Here is a 21,938-nt window from a genome sequence, read left to right on the forward strand (position 1 = left end):
TAATGAAAAAATCTGCACTCATACTTGCGCTGGCAGGCGCAGGGGTAGTAAGTACTGTTCAAGCCTCTAAAACTGAGGACTTTACGGTTCAGCACTTAGTCAAAATCAACAAGCTTCATTCTGCAACACTCTCCAATGATGGCAATAAATTAGCTTATGCTGTCAAAAAATTTGATAGTGAAGGTGAAGCCAGCTCTGATCTCTACATTCAAGATCTAACAAACCCAGACAGTAAAGCTAAACAACTTACTTCAGCGGCGGGTACTGAGCACAACCTTGCTTTTTCGGCTGACGATAAAACCCTGTATTTTTTAGCTGGACGTGATGGCTCAAGCCAACTCTACTCTCTATCACTCTCCGGTGGCGAAGCGATTCAGATCTCTGATCTGCCACTGGATATTGAAGGCTTTAAACTCTCACAGGACAGTAAGCAAGTTGTACTGAACATGCGTGTCTTCCCTGAGTGTAAAGATCTTGCTTGCTCAAAAGACAAGTTTGAGGCCGAAGCGGAGCGTAAATCAACGGGACGTGAATATAAGCAGTTAATGGTCAGACATTGGGACACCTGGAGCGATCACTCTCGCAGTCACCTGTTTGTTGCCAACCTTAACGGTAAGAAGATCTCGACCGCTGTTGATGTCACCGCAGGTTTGGACACCGAAACACCGCCAAAGCCATTTTCAGGTATGGAGGAGGTGACTTTCACGCCAGATGGTAAGTATGTGGTTTACAGTGCAAAAGCGCCAAGTAAAGATCAAGCTTGGATCACTAATTATGATCTATGGCAGGTACCTGTGACTGGCGGCAAGACGGTTAATTTAACTGAAGCGAATAAGGCGTGGGATTCACATCCAACTTACTCAGCCGATGGACGTTACTTAGCTTACTTAGCAATGACAAAACCAGGTTTTGAAGCCGACCGTTACCGAATTATGTTACGTGACACTGTGACAGGCCAGGAGAAAGAGGTTGCCCCATTGTGGGACAGGAGCCCTAGCTCACTCTCTTTTGGCAAAGATAATCGTACCTTGTACGTGACTGCACAAGATGTCGGCCAAGTTAGCATTTTTGAGGTTAATACGCAGTTTGGTGACGTAAAAACAGTCTTTAATGATGGCAGTAACAGCATCGTTGGCGTCAACAATGACAAGATCATCTTCAATCATAAAAGCTTGGTTCAGCCTGGAGACCTCCACTCTATCAGTTTTGATGGGCAGGGCCTTAAACGTCTTACCGATGTGAATAAAGAGAACCTAGCTAAGATAAAGTTTGGTGAGTTCGAACAGTTTAGCTTTAAGGGCTGGAATAACGAAGAGGTTCACGGTTACTGGATTAAGCCGACCGATTATAAAGCGGGTAAGAAATACCCAATAGCTTTTCTCGTTCACGGTGGACCGCAAGGCTCGTTTGGTAACTCATTCAGCAGTCGCTGGAATGCACAGCTATGGGCTGGCGCTGGTTATGGCGTGGTGATGATCGACTTCCATGGTTCTACCGGATATGGCCAAGCATTTACTGATTCAATCTCAAAAGATTGGGGAGGAAAGCCACTTGAAGATCTTCAAAAAGGCTTAGCGGCAGTCACTAAACAGCAGAAATGGTTAGATGGCGATCGCGCTTGTGCCTTAGGTGGTTCCTATGGCGGCTATATGATGAACTGGTTCCAGGGGAACTGGAGTGACGGCTTTAACTGTCTAGTTAATCACGCTGGCCTATTTGATATGCGCTCTATGTACTATGTCACTGAGGAGCTATGGTTCCCTGAGTATGAGTTTGGTGGCACCTACGAAGATAACAAAGCGCTATATGAAAAGTTCAACCCAGTTAACTATGTAGAGAACTGGAAAACGCCTATGTTAGTTATCCATGGTGAGAAGGACTTCCGCGTTCCTTATGGCCAAGGTTTAGCGGCGTTTAGCTTTATGCAGCGCAAAGGCATTCCGTCTGAACTGCTTATCTATCCAGAGGAGAATCATTGGATCTTAAACCCAGATAATCTTGAGCAGTGGTATGCCAATGTTCTGGGCTGGATGGATCGCTGGACTGAGAAAAAATAAGCATATACTCAAACATCGTGAGGTAGCTTGGGGATAATTAGCTTTAAACAAAAGGTCAGCTAAATGCTGGCCTTTTTTGTGGGTAAATGTCATCTTGAATTTGAATCTTGATGAAACTAAATGTGATAAGGAATAAACAATGAGGCTGATCAACCTCTTTAAAAAGGAACTTGCCCATGAAGCTCGAGATTGGGTGCGCGATGAGCTAGTGTCCGATGCTCAGGCGAGTGCTATTTTAGCCCGCTATGGTGAATCATTAGATGAAGATCCCAATAAAAACTCCTTCGGTTACTACCTATTAATGTCACTTGGTGCGCTGTTTTTAGGGTTAGCCTTGATCCTTATTGTGTCCCATAACTGGGAGGAGATCCCAAGAGTCATACGCACCACAGGCTTGCTGTTATTGACCTTCAGTTGTGGTGTCATTGGTAGCAAACTTTTTCTGTCAGGCCGAGAGCAGGCTGGTAAAATCTGGCTGTTTTTTGGCGGGATCAGTTACGGTACCAGTATCATGCTGGTCGCTCAAATATATCACTTAGGTGAACATTTTCCCGATGGTATATTCTGGTGGGCTGCGGGTATCTTACCTCTGGTCATTTTCACTCAGAGTAGGCTATTAGCCTTACTCTCTTTCACACTAGCCACTATTTGGGCCATGGTAGAAACAGGGGAGGATTTTTTCCCCGCACTCTATCCTATATTTGCAGTGGTGACTCTCTGGTTAACCCTGTTCAAAAAAACATCTCGGTTACTGTTTGTTGGCAGCATTGCAGCTCTGGTTACCTGGTTTAATTTAGCATTGGCTTGGGCGATGGGTGGTGCAGGTTATTTCGAACTTTTTGAAGAGCAGCTGCCACTCTCTATTGCGATCGGTATATTGCTTAACGGTCTGGCTTGGTGGTTAATGAGATCTAAAGATCATGATTGGCAGGAGTATGGGCTAGTGACTCATATCTGGCTGCTAAGAGGATCCATTATTACACTGCTAGTTCTGAGCTTTGAGGGAGTATGGCAAGATTACCCGATGGGGTTTGACTGGCTGTCTCTGTTAGGTATTACCACTTTGCTTCTTTTTGGTTGTTTATCTTGGGGATTATCGAGAAAAAGTGGTTTATATGCCTCAACGCCAGCTATCTTAATGACGTTCTATTTTGTCTTGTGTTTCGCCTTAGTGGGAGCGTTCGATAATATGGAGCTGATCACCGCAATTGCAACAAACTTAATGTTAGTTGTTATGGGGATCCTATTGATCCGCAGAGGGATAGATCAGACACAAACCCACTACTTTTATACCGGTGTCGTTACTCTCTTGTTGACTGCTTTTTTCCGTTACTTTGATCTTATTGGTGACTATATAGGTGGGGCAATTCTCTTTATGGTCGCAGCAGCTATCTTGATGGCTGCAGCTAAGTATTGGAAATATCACCTAAAGTTAGTTACGAAAGTCGATGATACACAAGTTAGGGAGGGCGAGTAATGGAGAGTTTAGTGACGCCATTATTAAGAAAAGGCAGCCCAAGCAAAAGGTTTGTCCAGATTGGCTTGTTCTTGACTATTTTGTTTCAGCTTTCAGTGTTGTGCGTGGAGTATTTAGGTGCTGTTTGGCCAATTTGGACTGGCAAGGCGGTGGTATTAAAAACTCAGCCTGTGGATCCCAGAAGTTTGTTTCGAGGTAACTATGTGCGACTTAATTATGATATCAGCAGGGTTGAGCGTAAAGATGCCGAAGCCTTTAAATTAGGCAGTGTGGTTTATCTTACTCTTGAGGAGAACTCTGGCTTGTGGCAAGCCAAAGAGGTAACACGTGATATGCCTAGTGAAGGGGATTTTATTCGCGGCCGTGTTCGGAGTCACTATGGTGAAGTGCTCAGCATCGATTACGGCATTGAAGCTTTCTTTATGCCAAAAGAGAAAGCGTTGGCGGTAGAAAAAGAGATGCAAGGTACGGGTACTGCCCAAGTCGAGGTCTTTATCTCTGGATCTGGTAAAGCTAGAGCTGTAGGTTTTATATGTATTGCAAAATCATGTGATGAGTATCCCGATGATTGAGGAGGCAAAGTGAGGCGAGTGATAATTTTTGGAAATTCAGGCTCTGGAAAATCAACCTTAGCGAAGCAATTATGTGAGAGTGAGGGATTGGCTCATCTGGATCTTGATACCTTGGCTTGGCAACCAATGGGAGATGATCAGGCTCCGCTGCGAATGCCACTGCATAACTCTAAGCAAGAGTTAGAGCGGTTTATTGCCGAGAAGGACTCATGGGTTATCGAGGGCTGTTACATTGATTTGGTGGCCTTAGTCAGTGATAGAGCGACAGAGTTGATATTTATGGACTTGGATGTGGACAAGTGTATTGCTAATGCGAGATCTCGTCCCTGGGAGCCCCATAAATATGAGAGCAAAGATGCCCAAGATGCCAACTTGGTTATGTTACTTGAGTGGATAAGTCAGTATTATCATCGAGAGGATGAGTTTTCTCACTTAAGCCATAATGCTTTTTTTGGCCGCTATACAGGTAAGAAAACCCGACTAATAGAAAATGTATAGTCGGGGTTGATTAACAGTTAGGTTAATTTTTTTCAATCAATAAGAAGTACCTTAGATGCAATACCAATGGATTCTATTCGATGCCGATGAAACCCTGTTTCATTTCGATGCATTTGCGGGCCTTAAACTGATGTTTAGCGGTTTCGATATCGATTTTACATTAACTGATTTTGAGATCTATCAAAGGGTGAATAAACCACTTTGGGTGGATTATCAAGATGGGGTGATTAGCGCAGCCGAGCTACAGACAAAAAGGTTTATTGAGTGGGGGGAGAAGATAGGCGTGACGGCTCAACACCTCAATAGTGAATTTCTAAAGGCGATGGCGGAGATATGCGATCTGCTACCTGGGGCAAAAACCTTGATTGAGGATTTAGCCGGTAAAGCGAGCCTAGGCATTATCACTAATGGTTTTACTGAGTTGCAAACAGTACGTTTAGAGAAAACAGGCCTGCTGAACGCATTTCATCACGTCATTATTTCTGAAGAGGTGGGAATTGCGAAACCAGATGTTGGTATCTTCGATCATGCGCTAACACGGATGAATAATCCGGAGCGAAGCCAAGTATTAATGGTTGGGGATAACCCGCATTCAGACATTTTAGGTGGCTTGAATGCTGGGTTAGATACTTGCTGGCTCAATGCAACAGAGCAGGAGAGGCCAGATGGGATCACGCCCCACTATGAAGTTAAATCTTTGACAGAGCTGCATAGGTTACTATTAAGTTAACTAGCCTTCTACAGAAGGCTGCATAGGCTACTAACCCTCTTCAGTTCTATCTACTTGATAACTCGGTCTATATCTATTTAATAGTTTATCGCCAAATTGATACAAGGTGAGGCCGAGTAAAACACAAATTGCGCCTAAGATTAATGCAGAGGTGATGATCTCACCATTAAGTCTTGCCCCTAGCATCATGGCAAAAGCCGGCGTGATGAGTGTCACTAAGGCAACGGTACTGGCGCTGAGGTTTTGCAAAATATAGAAATAAGCGATAAATCCTATCAAAGAGCCAAAGACACCAAGGTAAAGAATGGCATAGAGAGATCTCTCACTCCAACTGTCAATGGGTAGGGTGCCATCAAACAGTATCCAAGCCAGTGCAAACATAGGGGTTGATATCATCAAGGCTCCCACTGTACTGGCGATGGGATGAATATTGATCTTAACGGTCTTGATTAACACTCCGCTTAAGCTAAAGAGAGATACAGCGGCTAACACCAAAGCTAAGCCAATCCAACTATCAGAAGTTAACGATATTTTTGAAGAGCAGACAATTCCTAACCCAATAAAAGCGACCACCAGAGAGATGGATCGCATGGGACCAAATTTAGGCTCATTGAGGATCTTCTGGGCTAGCAGCCCTGAGAGTAACGGTGAGAGTCCAAAAATTAATGACATGGTGCCTGAAGCTAAGTATTTAGCTGCAAAGTAACTCAGTAGCATTCCGCCAACAATACCGATGGATGAGACGCCATAGAGTTTTAGCGCAGCTTTAGACAGAGGTAAACGAATTCTGGCGATAAGAAGAATGAAGCTACCAAGCAGCAAAGCGATGATCATTCGCAGCAACACGGCCATGCTTGGGTGAACAGACTCACTGCTCCAGACTATCCCCAGTGGCGTTGTGGACCAAATGATCACAACGGCTAGAAATGCAACGGGCACCATTTTTGACAAGCCAGATGAGGCGATAGTGTTATCTTGCTTTTTTAGTGATGCAGGCTCTGACATGTTGATCTCGCTCCTCGTTATAATATAGGGAAATAGTGCTTGAGGGCGATGCGAGAAGAGGGGATAGACAACCGCATTGCTGACTCATGCGGTTTAAAATGGTGATATTTACAGAGTTATGACTTCCATTTTATCCGCGGCAGCTTTTGCCATACAGTATCGACGAGTAGTCGAACCATATTGGTTTGCAGTGGACAATTTTGAGAAAAAGTGGAGTTCATTTGTTGAATATTAGCCGTTTAAAATATGAACTTCATATACTCTAGGTTGAAGTGGTGTGTGTCAATACAATGATTTAATTTATTGAGAGATTTCACTTATTGAAAATAAAAAAACCGGAATATTGCTATTCCGGTTTTGTTTTGTTCCTGTGGCAGTTTTAGCCAAATTGGTTCATTGTGTTGTCTTTACCAGAAGCTTTAAGCGCTTGATCTCCAGAGAAGTACTCCTTGTGGTCATCACCCATATCAGAACCTGCCATGTTTTGGTGCTTAACACAGGCGATACCTTGACGGATCTCCTTACGTTGAACATTAGCAACATAACCTAGCATGCCTTGATCACCGAAGTACTCTTTAGCTAAGTTATCGGTAGACAGCGCAGCCGTGTGGTATGTCGGCAGTGTGATTAGGTGATGGAAAATCCCCGCCTCACGTGCAGCATCGGCTTGGAAAGTACGGATCTTCTCGTCAGCTTGAACAGCCAGCTCAGTACCATCGTAATCGATATTCATCAAATCAGCACGGTTATAGGCTGATACATCTTGGCCTGCTTCACTCATTGCATCGAAGATCTGCTGACGGAAGTTAAGTGTCCAGTTGAACGATGGAGAGTTGTTGTACACAAGCTTAGCATTCGGGATAACTTTACGAATAGCGTTAACCATACCGCCAATCTGGGCAACATGTGGCTTCTCTGTTTCAATCCAAAGCAGATCGGCACCATTTTGTAAGCTAGTGATACAATCTAATACACAGCGCTCTTCACCTGTACCAGCTCTGAACTTGAATAGGCCGTTTGGAAGGCGTGATGGTTTAACTAACTTGTCACCGCGCTTAAAGACAACATCACCATTGTTAAGGTTATCAGTAGCCACCTCTTCAACTTCAAGGAAAGAGTTGTACTTATCACCTAAATCACCTGGCTCAGCAGTTACTGCAATTTTCTGTGTAAGTCCTGCACCTAGTGAGTCAGTACGGGCAACGATAACACCATCATCGATACCTAGCTCAAGGAAGGCATAACGAACTGCATTGATTTTAGCTAAAAACTCAACATGTGGAACAGTCACTTTACCATCTTGGTGACCACACTGCTTAACATCAGAAACCTGGTTTTCAAGTTGAATACAACATGCACCAGCTTCAATCATCTGTTTAGCCATTAAATAGGTGGCTTCTTCGTTACCGAAACCTGCATCGATATCGGCAATAATTGGTACGACATGTGTTTCGAAGTTATCTATCTTAGCTTGTACTGCATCTTTCTCTGCGCCTTGAGCTTTATCAAGCTCGCGGAACAGGCCACCTAGCTCACGGGCGTCAGCTTGGCGTAGGAAGGTATATAGTTCGGCGATTAAACTGGCAACCGATGTCTTCTCATGCATAGACTGATCAGGTAGCGGTCCAAACTCACTACGCAGTGCAGCAACCATCCAACCTGATAGATAAAGATAACGGCGCTTAGTGGTTAACAGATGCTTCTTAATAGAGATCATCTTTTGCTGGCCGATAAAGCCATGCCAGCAACCTAAAGACTGAGTGTATTGCGAGCTATCGGCATCATAATTTGCCATATCTTCACGCATGATTTTAGCAGTGTACTTAGCTATGTCTAAACCCGTCTTAAACTGGTTCTGAGCTCGCATACGAGCTACTGACTCAGGATTAATTGCATTCCATGCGCTACCTTCTTTCTCAACTAATGTTGTAGCGCTGTCGATATCTGCTCTGTAATTTGACATGGTAAGTCCCTTCCAAACTAAAAATGTTTAACAATGATTGCTTCCGTTAAAAATAATAGTAATACTGGCCATAATTAGTCTAATTTATACTTATTATCTTCGGTATTTGTTTTATGAATATATCTAGAGTCGACCTCAATCTGTTGGTGTATTTTGATGTTTTGCTAAGAGAGTTAAATGTCACGCGAGCAGCAGATCAATTAGGAATAAGTCAGCCTGCAATGAGTAATGGCCTTAAAAGGCTACGTGTCCTGTTTGATGACCCTCTGCTTATTCGTACTAGTAAAGGGATGACGCCCACAGAGCGTGCATCTGAACTAAAACCTGTGATCCGTGAGCTATTAGTAGGTTTAGAGAAAGCTGTAGAGCCCAAAGCCAAGTTTAATCCCCGCGAAAGTGAACAGGTGTTTCGTATGATGGCCTCAGATTATGCAGAGGCAACATTAATACCTTTATTAATCGCTAGGTTACGCAATGAAGCTCCCAAAGTGATTTTAGATATTATGACGCCTAGTGATGTTAACTTTCCCGATGTGGAGCAGGGACGGGTGGATATGGTGATTAACCGTTTTGATAGTATTCCACTCTCTTTTCATCAAAAAGTACTCTGGAAAGACAGTTTTAGCTGCTTAATTAATCGTAATCACGATGTATTGAAAAACTTTAACCTAGAAAACTACCTAAATGCTCACCATGTTTGGGTGAGTAAAACCGGTATGGGGATTGGCGTGGGGATGGATCCTGATGATGTTCAGCGTCTCGGTTGGGTTGATGAAGCATTAGCTAAAATAGGGGCAAAACGCAGGATCACTGTATTTACTCGCCACTATCAGGCTGCAAGTTCATTGGCTGAGAGACAAGATCTGATCGCAACAGTGCCTAGTAAAATGGCTAGATTACAACAAGATAACAGTAGAGTGTCGATTATACCGCCGCCTTTTGATATCCCGCCCATTGAGCTTACTATGGCTTGGAGTCCGCTACTACAACATAACCCTGCCCATAAGTGGATGCGTGAACTCATCACAGAAACAGCCCGTATCATTGACCGTTTTTAAGTTGAACAGGGATTATGCTGTTGCAGCACTCTCTATAACAGAAGCCCACCCATAAGTGGATGCATGAACTCATCACAGAGGCAGCCCGTATCATTGACCGTTTTTAAATTGTTAAACAGCATTATTACTCTTGTGAATGCCAATCATAAATACGATAAATTTTAGTAATAGAACTAGGTGGGATAGACTGAGTGTAGAGATTTTATTTTAGCAGTCAGAGACTAAATATCAGAAGGGAGTTCGGCTATGACATCACGAGTGCAGGTTGGCAGTTTACAGGTGGCACAAGTGCTATTTGATCTGGTCAATGACAAGATCCTTCCAGGAACGGAGATCACCGCGGAGCGCTTTTGGAGTCAGTTAGAAGCGATAGTGAGTGATCTTACGCCTAAAAATAGAGCGCTACTTCAAAAGCGTGATGAGCTACAAGCTAAGATAGATGAGTGGCATCTAAATCAACACTCAAACCAGCAGCAGTTCGATCTTAATAGCTATAAAGAGTTTTTAACTGAAATAGGTTATCTAGTGAAAGTTGGTCCAGACTTTTCAATAGAGACAGAGAATGTTGATACTGAAATAGCAGAACAAGCTGGTCCTCAGTTAGTTGTGCCTGTTAAAAATGCCAGATTTGCCCTTAATGCAGCTAATGCACGTTGGGGAAGTTTGTATGATGCACTTTATGGCACTGATGCTATCAGTGAAGAGGGCGGGGCTGAGCTAGGTTCAAGTTATAACCCTGTTCGTGGTGATAAAGTTATTGCATTTGCAAAGCAACATTTAGATCAATTAGCGCCACTTTCCATAGGTAGCCATAGTGAAGCCCGTCATTATCAAGTGGCTGGGGGGAAGTTACTTGTGACTTTACTCGATGGCTGCGATACTGGCCTGCAGGAGCCTGAGAAGTTCGTCGGTTTCCAAGGTGACAAGATCTGCCCATCGGCTGTTCTGCTGAAAAATAATGGTCTGCATGTGGAGATCCAGATAGATAAAGATCATCGTATTGGTAAACAGGACTCTGCCAATGTTAAAGACCTGCTGGTGGAAGCGGCTGTAACCACCATTATGGATTGTGAAGACTCTGTCGCTGCGGTCGATGCTGAAGATAAGTGTGAAGTGTATGAAAACTGGCTCGGCCTAATGCAAGGTAACCTCAATGCTGAGCTAAACAAAGGCGGTAAAACGATTACCCGTGAGCTGAGTCAAGACAGAGATTACCAAGCACCTTTAGGGGGCAAGTTGACCCTGCCCGGACGTAGCTTACTGTTTGTTCGTAATGTGGGTCACCTGATGACAAACAACGCGATACTAGACAAAGATGGCAAAGAGATCCCAGAGGGGATTTTAGATGGCATGGTAACAGTGCTTGCCGCCATACATGATCTTCAAGGTCATAATAATGGTCGTTCAAATAGCCGTGTAGGCTCTGTCAATATTGTGAAACCTAAGATGCACGGGCCTGAAGAGGTCGCATTTACTTGTGAGCTGTTTACCCGTATTGAGGATGCCCTTAAGTTGTCTCGAGATACCATTAAGCTTGGGATCATGGATGAGGAGCGTCGTACTACCGTGAACCTTAAAGAGTGTATCCGAGTTGCCAAAGATCGTGTGGTATTTATCAACACAGGTTTTCTCGATAGAACTGGCGATGAGATCCACACCTCGATGCTGGCAGGGCCATTTGTGCCTAAATCTATGATGAAGCAGCAAGCTTGGATCAATGCTTATGAAGATTGGAATGTCGATATTGGCTTAGCATGTGGCTTGCCTGGACGTGCTCAGATAGGCAAAGGTATGTGGGCCATGCCAGATGAGATGGCCAAAATGCTTGAGCAGAAGATTGGGCACCCTAACGCCGGCGCTAACACTGCTTGGGTTCCATCGCCAAATGGCGCAAGTTTGCACTCAATTCATTACCATAGAGTCAATGTGCTTGAGCGACAAAAAGAGCTAGCTCAAAGAGAGCGGGCAAGTTTGGATGATATATTAACGATCCCCTTACTTGAAAATCCAGCTTCGCTCACCCATGAGGAGGTTGAGAAAGAGCTAGATAACAATGCTCAAGGTATTTTAGGTTATGTGGTGCGCTGGATAGATCAAGGTGTGGGCTGCTCTAAAGTGCCAGATATTAATAATGTTGGATTGATGGAGGATAGGGCGACACTGCGGATCTCCTCCCAATATATTACTAACTGGCTTGAGCATAAGATCTGTACAAAGGAGCAAGTGCTTGCCTCACTTAAGCGAATGGCTGTTGTGGTTGATGGTCAAAATAGTGCTGATAATGAATATCAAGCTATGGCACCACAATTCGATGGCATCGCCTTTAAAGCGGCTTGTGATCTGATTTTTGAAGGTAAGGAGCAGCCATCTGGCTATACAGAGCCTTTGCTACACGCATACCGAATCGAGGCTAAAGCGAGCTAAGTTAACGACTATCGACACTGAGAGCTGTGGCGTACGTCATGGCTCTTTTTTGTTTTCAGCCCTAAACCACCTACTTCAGTAGGTGGTTATCATCAATTAGGCTTTGCCTGAATATCTACTCATGTTAATTGAACTCTAACTTTTAGCGAAGTAATAGAGGATAAAAAACATGAGTAGATATGAGAAAGCATCGCATGTGTATTGGCGATGTCAATATCACATAGTTTGGACACCTAAGTATAGGTTTAGGATTTTAAAGAATAAGTTAGGAAAAGATGTTTACCGATGTATTCATGTCTATAGTGAGCAGTTAGGGTGTGTGGTTGTAGAGTTGAATGTACAAATAGACCATGTACATCTGGTTATCAAAGTTCCTCCGAAGCTATCGATTTCAAAGTTGATGGGTGCTTTAAAAGGTAAAATTGCTTTGAAAATGTTTAGCAAGTATCCGTATCTTCGGAAAAATAAGCTATGGGGAAATCACTTTTGGCAAAGAGGTTACTTTGTTGACACAGTGGGGATTAATGAGGAAGTGATTCGAAGATATGTAAGGCATCAAGAAAAGGTTGAAAAACAGGAGCAGCCGCAATTAGATTTGAAGTAGATAACGCCCCCTTTTAGGGGGCTAATACAAAGCCACCTTCTTCAGAAGGTGGATTCTTTACTTTTAAGCTAGTCATTAGTTTGGTTTGGGGTGTGCGTTTTGATATTATTCTCTTTGGTCCGTTGCTTTTGACGTGCCATCTATTGGAATCATAAGGATAATATGGAAGTTAAAAATAAGAGCCGTTTGATCGCATTACTACTTACTTTTCCACCATTTGGTTTATTAGGTTTAGATAGGTTTTACCTTGGCTTTATAGGCTTAGGTATCCTTAAGGCAATTACACTTGGTGGTCTTGGTATATGGTGGTTTTTTGATGGTGCAGTTTTACTGCTCGATGCATTTGCTTATAGCTTAGGTAAAGATACTGGCTTTCGTAAGGATAGTCGTGGAAATGACTTAAAACATGGACTATCTATGTTTCGCAGAAAGAACGGCGAGTGGGTAAAAGATTGGGGAGCTGAATAAATAGGAGCTGGCATGAGATTAAAATGGACCATAAAAAGAGATCGTGAGGTGGTTTACACAGGAACGCTTAAGTCGATGCAGCTCTTTACTGGTATGGCGAGCCTTAAAGAGACTAATGGGGGGCTTTACGGTGAAGGTGAATGTATTAACGGCGTTAAAGTCGGCCCATGGTGCCACTATTATAAAAATGGTCAGAAAATGTCTCAAATGAGATTTGATGCTGATGGCTTAACCCATGGCGAGTCACTGCTTTATCATGATAACGGTGTGCTGTGGAGTAGAAAGATGTTTGACCACGGCAAATTAATAGAGCTAAGTCAGAGCTTTTATGATTCAGGTGCGTTGGAGTCTGAGACACATTATGATCAAAAGGGTAGGGCTAAATCAATTAAAGAGTATTTTCCTAGTGGGGAGTTAAGACACACCATGGAGTTTGAGCTAGGAAAACTAAAACACGAACAGTATTACACGCTGTAAATTGTAAAGTTGGTTATATTTTTAAGGGATTAAATTATGTTTACAAGTCATGGAGCATGTTCCTGTGCAGGGGTAAAGGTAAGGATAAGGCTTCCAGATCCAATAGAGCAATATAGCCCACGAGCCTGTGATTGTGATTTTTGTATTGCTAGAGGGATCGCTTATCTTTCTGATCCAAGAGGTAGTTTAGATATTGATTGCATTGAACCTATAGAGATACAGCGACAGGGCTCCAATCAAGCAGATTTTCTCACATGTGCAACTTGCCACACTGTGATTGCTGTCAGCGTTAAGTTAGAAGGTAAGCTGATAGGTGCATTGAACTCTAGTTTGCTCTCCCATCATCAGCAACTTCAAAGTGCGACTCAAGTATCTCCTAAATTATTGATGCCAAAAGATAAGCTTGAACGGTGGCAGTCGGTCTGGCTCAAAATGACGATCAACGACTCTTCGAATTATGTCTAGTGGTCCGTTTATTTAATATTTACTATGGCTGATAATCACATCCCCCAGCGTTAACTCCAACTTTCCCAAGGCTTCCCCTAATACTAGGCCACTCCTAATGTGGCTTTCTAGCCCATTAAAATGAAACTGCCGAGCAATTGCTCGGCAGTTTGTTTTAAAGCACTCTCATGCCTATATCATTTATCACTGTATTTGTTGCCGTAGAAACTATCGAGTAGCACCTGTTTTAGCTCAGCAATGAGCGGATACCTTGGGTTAGCCCCTGTACATTGATCATCGAATGCATCTTCGGCTAACTCATCAAGCTTGGCGAGGAAGTCGGCTTCGTTGACGCCAGCCTCTTGAATTGAAGCCGGAATGCCAATCGTCGCCTTGAGTTGATCAATTGCTTCGAGTAGTGCTTCGACTTTCTCTTCATCTGTATTTCCAGCTAAGTTTAAATGTTCCGCAATTTTAGCGTAACGGCATAGTGCTTTAGGGCGATCGTATTGACTAAAGGCTGCCTGTTTCGTAGGCATGTCAGTCGCATTAAAGCGGATAACATTGCTGATTAATAGTGCATTGGCAAGGCCGTGGGCAAGATGGAACTCGGCGCCAAGTTTATGGGCCATAGAGTGACAGATCCCCAAGAAGGCGTTTGCAAAGGCGATACCTGCTATCGTTGCACCATTATGTACCTTCTCTCTCGCAACGGGGGCCGCCGCACCTAATGTGTAGGAGTCAGGTAGATACTTAAATAGCAGATCGAGTGCTTGTAGCGCTTGACCATCACTGAATTCGTTGGCCATCACACTCACATAAGCTTCAAGCGCATGAGTAACGGCATCAATCCCCCCGAAGGCTGTAAGAGACTTAGGCATATCCATGACTAAGTTTGGATCGACAATGGCGATATTGGGTGTGAGCTGGTAATCGGCAATAGGGTATTTCATGCCTGTTTTCTCATCGGTTACCACCGCAAAAGGCGTGACCTCTGAACCCGTACCAGAAGTGGTTGGTATCGCTACCATCTGCGCTTTTACGCCCAACTTAGGGAATTTGTAGATACGTTTGCGGATATCCATAAAACGCAGCGCTAGATCGGCAAAGTCCACAGCAGGGTGTTCATAGAGTACCCAGATTATCTTGGCGGCATCCATTGGTGAGCCACCACCAAGAGCGATGATCACATCTGGCTGGAAGCTTTGAGCCACTTTTGCACCTTGCTGGACAATGGCTAAGGTGGGATCGGCTTCAACTTCATAGAAAACTTCCGTTTCTAGGCCTTGAGCCTTAAGAATCTTAAGGGTCTCATCACAGTAGCCGTTATTGAACAGGTATTTATCTGTAACGATAAGGGCACGTTTCTTATCACTTAACTCTTCAAGTGCAATAGGTAGACTACCGCGACGGAAATAGATAGATGAAGGAAGCTTATGCCACAACATGTTTTCAGCCCTCTTAGCGACCATTTTTTTATTGATAAGGTGACTTGGCCCTACGTTTTCAGAAATAGAGTTACCACCCCATGAACCACAACCTAAGGTTAGGGATGGTGCCAGTTTGAAGTTATACAGGTCACCAATTCCGCCCTGTGAAGCAGGCGTATTGATCAGAATACGGGCTGTTTTCATTCTAAAACCAAACGCCATCACACGTTCAGTCTGGGTGTCTTGATCTGTATATAATCCAGATGTGTGACCGATACCACCAAGGGTAACTAAAGCTTCTGCCTTGTCTAGGGCGTCTTCAAAATCACTGGCGCGGTACATAGCAAGCAGTGGAGAGAGCTTTTCATGGGCAAAGGCTTCGGCATCAGAGATATCTTCAGCCTCACCAATAAGCACTTTAGTCCATTTTGGCACTGTAATATCGGCCATGGCTGCGATGGTTACCGCGCTTTGTCCTACGATATCGGCGTTTAGACCACCATTTTTTAAGATGACATTCTGCATTGCTGCGGCTTCATCTGTGCTTAATATATAGCCGCCGTGGGTTGCAAAACGCTCCTTGACTGATTCATAGATCTCATCAACAACAACGACTGCTTGTTCAGACGCACAAACAACACCGTTATCGAAGGTTTTTGACATCAAGATTGAACTGACGGCGCGTTTAATATCGGCGGTTTCATCGATAACTATGGGTGTATTGCCCGCGCCAACACCAATGGCTGGCTTACCTGAGGAGTAGGCGGCTTTAACCATACCAGGCCCACCGGTTGCTAAGATAAGGTTTATCTTCTCGTGGGTCATTAACTGGTTTGATAGGGCTACACTTGGTTGGTCAATCCAACCGATAATATCTTTTGGAGCACCCGCCTCAATCGCTGCATTGAGTACTATTCGCGCAGCGGTAGTGGTTGATTCTTTGGCACGTGGATGTGGAGAGAATATGATACCGTTTCGAGTCTTGAGACTGATTAATGCTTTAAAGATAGCGGTAGAGGTCGGGTTGGTGGTTGGAACGATACCGCAGATAATGCCGACAGGCTCGGCGATGGTGATTGTCCCGAAGGTGTGATCTTCACTTAAGATCCCACAGGTTTTCTCATCTTTATACTTGTTGTAGATATACTCGGAAGCAAAGTGGTTTTTGATCACTTTATCTTCTATCACACCCATGCCTGTTTCATTAGCAGCCATCTTAGCGAGCGAGATCCGCGCATCAGCAGCGGCCAGTGCGGCGGCTCTGAATATCTTATCAACCTGTTCTTGACTGAAGCTGGCAAACTCAGCCTGGGCATCAGCAACTCTCTGGACAAGAAGGTCTAACTCTTGTTCGTTTGACACAGTCATAATGAGTATCCTCGAAAAAATTTAGGCAAAGTCATTTGGTTAATTATTTTGGCTAAACATTCTCTATGAAGGAAAGTTACACCGAATGGGGCATGTTAACCGTGATCTTAACCACATTTCCACCTGTAAATGTAATTAAATAACGTTGTTAATGCTTGTTTGCATATTAGATGAGCAGTCGTTAGTTTAAGACCACCAGCGTGGAATATTAAAGCCTTGTGTGACAGCTTTGTTGCGCTTATTGAGGCTGGGCGTGTGGCCAGGCGCCTGTTTTTGTTAACCAGATTTTTATTAGGATCCTCGCTTAGAAGCCATGATATTGCCGTTTACATTTATGCTGTTTTGAGTTTAATCGTAGAATATCTCTCTTTTTTGTTGTTTGTGGCCATCGGATAAATATAAATTATCTGAAAGTGTGAAATAGGCTAAAAAATCTCATTTTTCCACGGGTCATTCATAGGGTAAAGTAGCGCCTTTCGTAGTGTCGATACGATAACTTTTACTATTTATACCAATTAGTATAAGAAAGTCGTCAGCTCAGAGCGGTTTTAGGCAAACTAGTTCGAGGCGGATAACTGAAGTAATGGTGGCTCCCTTGGGAAGTTATTCAACGAAGAAGTAGGCAGCCTAAAACGCTCCTAAAAGGCGAGTCTTAGCGCTTCTGAATACTACGTCAACGAGCTTGAGCGTAGAGCAACTATGCCCTTCACTCGCTGCCTTGTCTCAAAAGCGCTAAGTTCTCGCTGAGTGACAACATCTTTATACTAAATGGTATTATTACTTTGAGGATATGGAATTGGATTTAACACTGTATGTTAAATTTTTTCTGGGATTAGTCGCTATTATAAACCCGGTTGGCTTGTTGCCGGTTTTTGTGAGTTTAACCAGTCACCAAACAGAGGTTGAGCGCAATCAAACGGGTAAAGTGGCCAACTTTGCCGTGGTGGTTATCTTATTGGTGACTATTTTTGCTGGTCAACATATTCTGAATATGTTCAGTATCTCACTGTCTGCGTTTCGCATTGCTGGTGGATCTTTGATTGCGATTATCGCGATGTCGATGCTTCAAGGTAAACTCGGTGAGGTTAAGCGTAATCAGGAGGAGGATAGGGAAGCGTCGGGTATGGAGTCTGTTGCTGTTGTTCCATTAGCACTTCCATTGATGGCAGGCCCAGGTGCGATCAGTTCGGTTATTGTCTCCGCTGCTGAAAACAATACCTTAATGAACCATATTGGCATGTCGGTGACTGTTATTTTATTTGGCTTAACCAGTTTCATCCTGTTTAGAATGGCGCCAGTGATCTTTAAGCTATTAGGTAAAACTGGGATTAACGTCATCACACGTTTGATGGGTCTATTGATGTTATCGATTGGTATTGAGGTCATAGCCGCAGGTTTTAAGGGGCTGTTTCCAAGCTTAATGGGCTAGGCTTCTAAACTCATCTATATTAACCGCATTGCATCGCAGTGCGGTTTTGCTTTCTACCTCCACCATCTCTCATTTCTCTCTAATCTCCGCTTTGCTACGACTTTCACCTCAGCATAAGCCTTAAAGAATGACAGGACTCCGACTAAAGAAGGAAAGAGGAGGAGGCTTAATCAGAATAAACTAGGCTAAATCATCCTCTATCTGTCTGGGATTGTGAATAAGAGGGCATTAACTGGAGGTCGATGTGAATCAAGCTATTAAAGAGTCTGTTATAGCACCAGAGAGTTTGGTATCGGAGTGCCTGAATAATGAAGAGGCGTGCGAGGCTCGTTTTGAGCAAAGATCCATACCTGTTTCCCCACTTCGTCAACAGATCTCCTTAGAGCTACATAATAGACCCTCACCAAAAGTAGGTATTCCCACTTGCGTTAGTCATCTAGCCATTCGAGTCAACTTGGAACAGCGTCAGAGAGAGTATCAACATCTAAGCGCTTTTTGTCATCGATACAGTGTCAATCCGCCCTGTATTGACGCTGGCTGTTTTTTTCAGGACTTTGGCGGTTTTGAGCTGAGATGGGAGCGGCATCTTGAGTTTTCTACCTATAGCTTTATTCGCAAAGGTCAAGGTATGCAACTGTTCGATGGTTACAGTACAGAGCGAGTGCCTCAAGATTGGTTTGATGAGTTGGTTGGTGAACTTATTTGCGCGATAAATCTCACTTTCAGTAAAGATGAGCTCTCTGAGCGGGAAATATATCAGGCTTTTGAGGGGCAGCAAGTGATAGGTAGTCTTGTCGCTGATGGGCGCGCCCGAGTCTACTCCTCCTTTAGATTGCACAGTGATGGGTTTAGCCGAACCATCATACAGAGTGAGCAGCTTAACAGCTATCAGGCGGGGAGACTTATCCAGAGAACATTAGAGATAGAGACTTATCAGATGTTGGCACTGCTTAGTTTGCCGATAGCACGGGAGTTGTCACCTAAGGTGTCACAGATGGAGAGTGAGCTTGTCGCGTTAAATCAACAGATGGCCAACTTGTCACAACACGATGACAGTGAGATGTTAGATAAACTCTCTAACCTCGCCGGACAAACTGAGCAGCTGATTGCAGATATCAGCTATCGATTTAGCGCAACGAATGCCTATTATGCCCTTGTTTGCGCTCGACTTGAGCAGTTAAAGGAGCAAGATATCACCGGAGTTGAACGTATTAATGAGTTTGTGACTCGAAGGTTGAACCCAGGGATCAGAACTTGCCAGGCCTTAACTCAAAGGTTGGAAGATCTTACCCGTCGTATCGCCAGAGCAAGCAGTTTGCTCAGAACTCGGGTTGATCTAAGTATTGAGCAGCAAAACCAGCAGCTACTACATGCAATAAATCAGAGAGGCAAGATTCAACTTAGATTACAGCAGATGGTTGAAGGGGTATCAGTAGCCGCCATGGCGTATTATTTAATGGGACTTTTAGAGTATATTCTCAGCGCACTTAATGCCAATGGGTATCAGTTTAATAAGCTGATGTTTAAAGGAGTTGCAGTGCCTGTGTTTCTATTCTTTGCATGGTGGCTACTTAGGTTCGCCATGGGCTATATCAGAAAAGAGCCTGAGCGGCCGCTATAGCCTGTTCTGTTTGTTGTTAACATTTTCTATCGGTAATGACCTTAACGGGTCATTTTTTATGTGAAATTCGTGGGTTTTACCTCCTAGTTAATGATGGTATCCCTTAGTGCTCATCCTGTTATCTCATCCCTGTCATTTTCTCTTCATGCTTTAGCCTTAGCACTTTCGATTGCTACTAAATAATAAATATTTCAAGCGATTGGGCAATATTAGTCATGGGTTAACTACTCATATCATAGCTGAACTAATAATGAAGAAGGTGTGAGATGATGAATACACAAGCTAAATTGAGTTTACTGAGTGTCGCTATCTGTATGACGACATTTAATGCAAGTGCTGCATTAGAGATCTATGAAAATGATGGCATGTCTTTTAGTGCCGATGGCTTAGTCAATGCTTTCTATGCTAACAGCTCTATTGAGAAAACTGACGCAGAGGGGGCGACATCAGAACGTGACCAATCTCGCGTCAGAACGGGCTTTTTACCCAATAACATAGGCTTTAACTTCTCTAATCAACTCTCTGATATGAAAATTGGCATGCGCTCCTCTTTCTGGGTGTCGATAAGTGATGCTGATAACCATCGTGATGCATCTCCAGCGGATCTTGGAACAGGATCTTTGATCGATATCCGTCAGTTCTATGGCACTGTTAGTGGCGATTGGGGAGAGTTATTAGTCGGTAAGGATTTTGGTTTACTTAACCGAGCGAATATTTTAGGTGACGAACTCCTGTTGGGCTTTGGCCAAACTTCTGACTTTTTTGGCCTTGTTGATGGCGGCAATGTCTCATTTGGTAATATCAGCACAGGTTATACCTATCCCTTTCCTAAGTCGCAAATAACCTATCGATCGCCGGATCTAAATGGGTTTAAAATTGCCGTTGGACTGATGGATCCCAACAAGGTCGCTGCGGATTCCTCTGAAGAGCTACCTCGAGCTGAAGCCGAACTCATATATAGCACTGAGATGGATAAGGTAAACTTGAAAGCTTGGGTCAGTGGTGCGACTCAGTCCAGTGAAGTGGATGATGTGAAGCAGAACCAATCGGGCGTGGGCTATGGTGCCAATGTCAAGTTTTCCGGCTTCTCCTTCACGGCATCAGGGTTTCAAACTAAAGGGTTAGGGCACATTGCTGGACTCGATCACCTAGTGGGTGATGAGTCAATAAAGTCTGATGGCTATCTGCTACAGGCTGCTTATACGCTCGATAGTAACCGGTTTGTTTTGACCTATGGTGAGTCAGAAGTCGAGAACACTGACAGTATTCTTGATGCTAAGCACTCTAATATCGGTATCGCTTATTTCAGAACCATACGCCCAGGACTCACTGCGGTTGTTGAATATAACCAGACCGAAGCGGATGTGGCTAACTCCTTAGTTGGCGAAGAGAACAATACACTCTCTATCGGCGCAGTGTTCACATTCTAGGCATCAATTTATTTAAAATTCTCCCTGGAGTGGGAGGCTTAACTGTTTCCTGCTCCGCTCTTCTAAGTCACTTCTTACAGAGCAATCACATCTTTTTACTGATGGGTATACGGCACTAAATAGACCTCTGTCTACTACTAATGGATGAAGTCTGGCTATTGTATTCAGCGCTCAGTAGGTTAAATTGTGATATAGCTCAAATAATATAGAGGCAGTGTCATGTACAAGGTCTTGATCGCAGATGATCATCCACTATTTAGAGATGCAATCGTGCACATTTTTGGGAGTAAGTTTCCCGACAGCACCACCTATGAAACTGAAGATATTGCATCGACGTTAGCCTTTGCAAAAGAGCACGATGATATCGACCTTATTTTGCTCGATCTCAACATGCCTGGTATGTCTGGACTCAATGGATTATTAGATTTAAGTAATGAGTGCCCAACAACACCTGTTGTGGTGGTTTCAGCAGAAAATAAGAAACAAGTTATTCTACAGACGATTGCGTATGGCGCAGTAGGATTTATCGCTAAATCCTCATCGAAAGAGACTATCGCAGAAGCGATAGAGACGGTTTTTGAGGGTAATATTTACCTGCCAGCGGATATCATTCGTACCAAATCTAGCCCCAGCTCAAAGAAAGAGTATCAGCTGCTGCCTGAGATGCTCTCATCACTCACCCGTCGTCAACTTATGGTGTTGAAGTGCATGACTAAAGGGGAGGCGAACAAGCAGATCGCATACAACTTAAATGTGTCGGAAACCACGGTTAAGTCCCATGTGTCATCTATCTTGAAAAAATTAGGGGTGTCAAACCGTGTGCAGGCCGTTGTAGGCTGCAGTGATATCGATTTTAATCAATATCTCAAACGTTAATACTCTC

The 21,938-nt window shown here is 43.7% G+C and carries 18 protein-coding genes; 15 read left to right on the forward strand and 3 right to left on the reverse strand.

The features are described 5' to 3' along the window. The first annotated feature begins 2 nt into the window (after positions 1–2). The 5 genes from SWOO_RS11420 (at position 3) to yjjG (ending at position 5,334) form a co-directional block, all read left to right on the forward strand. A complete protein-coding gene (locus SWOO_RS11420; RefSeq protein ID WP_012324853.1) occupies positions 3–2,057 on the forward strand; it encodes a dipeptidyl-peptidase 5 in 2,055 nt (684 codons plus the stop codon). A gap of 139 nt (positions 2,058–2,196) precedes the next feature. Further along, positions 2,197–3,534, forward strand: a complete 1,338-nt coding sequence (locus tag SWOO_RS11425) for a DUF2157 domain-containing protein (RefSeq protein WP_012324854.1) — start codon at positions 2,197–2,199, stop codon at positions 3,532–3,534. Beyond that, on the forward strand, positions 3,534–4,106 hold the full coding sequence (locus SWOO_RS11430; RefSeq protein ID WP_012324855.1) for a GDYXXLXY domain-containing protein: 573 nt from the start codon (positions 3,534–3,536) through the stop codon (positions 4,104–4,106). Before SWOO_RS11425 ends, SWOO_RS11430 begins: the two co-directional genes overlap by 1 nt. A gap of 9 nt (positions 4,107–4,115) precedes the next feature. Continuing rightward, positions 4,116–4,604: an AAA family ATPase gene (locus tag SWOO_RS11435; RefSeq protein WP_012324856.1), complete on the forward strand. Its 489-nt coding sequence runs from the start codon at positions 4,116–4,118 to the stop codon at positions 4,602–4,604. A 55-nt stretch (positions 4,605–4,659) separates the two neighbouring features. Beyond that, positions 4,660–5,334, forward strand: a complete 675-nt coding sequence (yjjG, locus tag SWOO_RS11440; protein WP_012324857.1) for a pyrimidine 5'-nucleotidase — start codon at positions 4,660–4,662, stop codon at positions 5,332–5,334. A gap of 30 nt (positions 5,335–5,364) precedes the next feature. Here yjjG and SWOO_RS11445 read toward each other — a convergent pair whose 3' ends face one another. Next, positions 5,365–6,339 carry a DMT family transporter gene (locus SWOO_RS11445; protein WP_012324858.1) on the reverse strand — a complete coding sequence of 325 codons (975 nt, stop codon included), beginning with the start codon at positions 6,337–6,339 and terminating at the stop codon, positions 5,365–5,367. A gap of 379 nt (positions 6,340–6,718) precedes the next feature. Further along, a complete protein-coding gene (locus SWOO_RS11450; RefSeq protein ID WP_012324859.1) occupies positions 6,719–8,302 on the reverse strand; it encodes an isocitrate lyase in 1,584 nt (527 codons plus the stop codon). A gap of 113 nt (positions 8,303–8,415) precedes the next feature. Here SWOO_RS11450 and SWOO_RS11455 point away from each other — a divergent pair, with 113 nt between their 5' ends. The 6 genes from SWOO_RS11455 to SWOO_RS11480 all read left to right on the forward strand — a co-directional run bounded on the left by SWOO_RS11455 (position 8,416) and on the right by SWOO_RS11480 (position 13,798). After that, positions 8,416–9,360: a LysR family transcriptional regulator gene (locus tag SWOO_RS11455; protein ID WP_012324860.1), complete on the forward strand. Its 945-nt coding sequence runs from the start codon at positions 8,416–8,418 to the stop codon at positions 9,358–9,360. Positions 9,361–9,606: 246 nt separating this feature from the next. Further along, positions 9,607–11,784: a malate synthase G gene (locus SWOO_RS11460; protein ID WP_012324861.1), complete on the forward strand. Its 2,178-nt coding sequence runs from the start codon at positions 9,607–9,609 to the stop codon at positions 11,782–11,784. Positions 11,785–11,953: 169 nt separating this feature from the next. Further along, positions 11,954–12,388 (forward strand): IS200/IS605-like element ISShwo2 family transposase, encoded by a 435-nt coding sequence (gene tnpA / locus SWOO_RS11465; RefSeq protein ID WP_012323117.1) that lies wholly within the window; start codon positions 11,954–11,956, stop codon positions 12,386–12,388. A gap of 162 nt (positions 12,389–12,550) precedes the next feature. After that, complete coding sequence (locus SWOO_RS11470; RefSeq protein ID WP_012324862.1) at positions 12,551–12,856, forward strand: TM2 domain-containing protein; 306 nt, start codon at positions 12,551–12,553, stop codon at positions 12,854–12,856. 12 nt (positions 12,857–12,868) lie between these two features. Next, positions 12,869–13,333, forward strand: coding sequence for a toxin-antitoxin system YwqK family antitoxin (locus SWOO_RS11475; protein WP_012324863.1), 465 nt, complete (start codon positions 12,869–12,871; stop codon positions 13,331–13,333). Between the two features lie 36 nt (positions 13,334–13,369). Next, the gene (locus tag SWOO_RS11480) at positions 13,370–13,798 is read left to right on the forward strand and encodes a hypothetical protein (protein ID WP_012324864.1); all 429 of its coding nucleotides are present in this window, start codon (positions 13,370–13,372) and stop codon (positions 13,796–13,798) included. A 176-nt stretch (positions 13,799–13,974) separates the two neighbouring features. Here SWOO_RS11480 and adhE read toward each other — a convergent pair whose 3' ends face one another. Further along, positions 13,975–16,575: a bifunctional acetaldehyde-CoA/alcohol dehydrogenase gene (adhE, locus tag SWOO_RS11485; RefSeq protein ID WP_012324865.1), complete on the reverse strand. Its 2,601-nt coding sequence runs from the start codon at positions 16,573–16,575 to the stop codon at positions 13,975–13,977. A gap of 796 nt (positions 16,576–17,371) precedes the next feature. Between adhE and SWOO_RS11490 the strand changes: the two genes are divergently transcribed. From SWOO_RS11490 to SWOO_RS11505, 4 genes are all read left to right on the forward strand, one after another. Beyond that, positions 17,372–18,004, forward strand: coding sequence for a YchE family NAAT transporter (locus tag SWOO_RS11490; RefSeq protein ID WP_041418120.1), 633 nt, complete (start codon positions 17,372–17,374; stop codon positions 18,002–18,004). A gap of 244 nt (positions 18,005–18,248) precedes the next feature. After that, the gene (locus SWOO_RS11495) at positions 18,249–19,625 is read left to right on the forward strand and encodes a DUF3422 family protein (protein ID WP_012324867.1); all 1,377 of its coding nucleotides are present in this window, start codon (positions 18,249–18,251) and stop codon (positions 19,623–19,625) included. Between the two features lie 269 nt (positions 19,626–19,894). Next, positions 19,895–21,055, forward strand: coding sequence for a porin (locus tag SWOO_RS11500; RefSeq protein WP_041417612.1), 1,161 nt, complete (start codon positions 19,895–19,897; stop codon positions 21,053–21,055). A gap of 219 nt (positions 21,056–21,274) precedes the next feature. Further along, positions 21,275–21,931 (forward strand): response regulator transcription factor, encoded by a 657-nt coding sequence (locus tag SWOO_RS11505; RefSeq protein ID WP_012324869.1) that lies wholly within the window; start codon positions 21,275–21,277, stop codon positions 21,929–21,931. The last annotated feature ends 7 nt before the right edge of the window (positions 21,932–21,938 follow it).

This window comes from Shewanella woodyi ATCC 51908 (assembly GCF_000019525.1).
GTDB classification, from domain to species: Bacteria; Pseudomonadota; Gammaproteobacteria; order Enterobacterales; family Shewanellaceae; genus Shewanella; species Shewanella woodyi.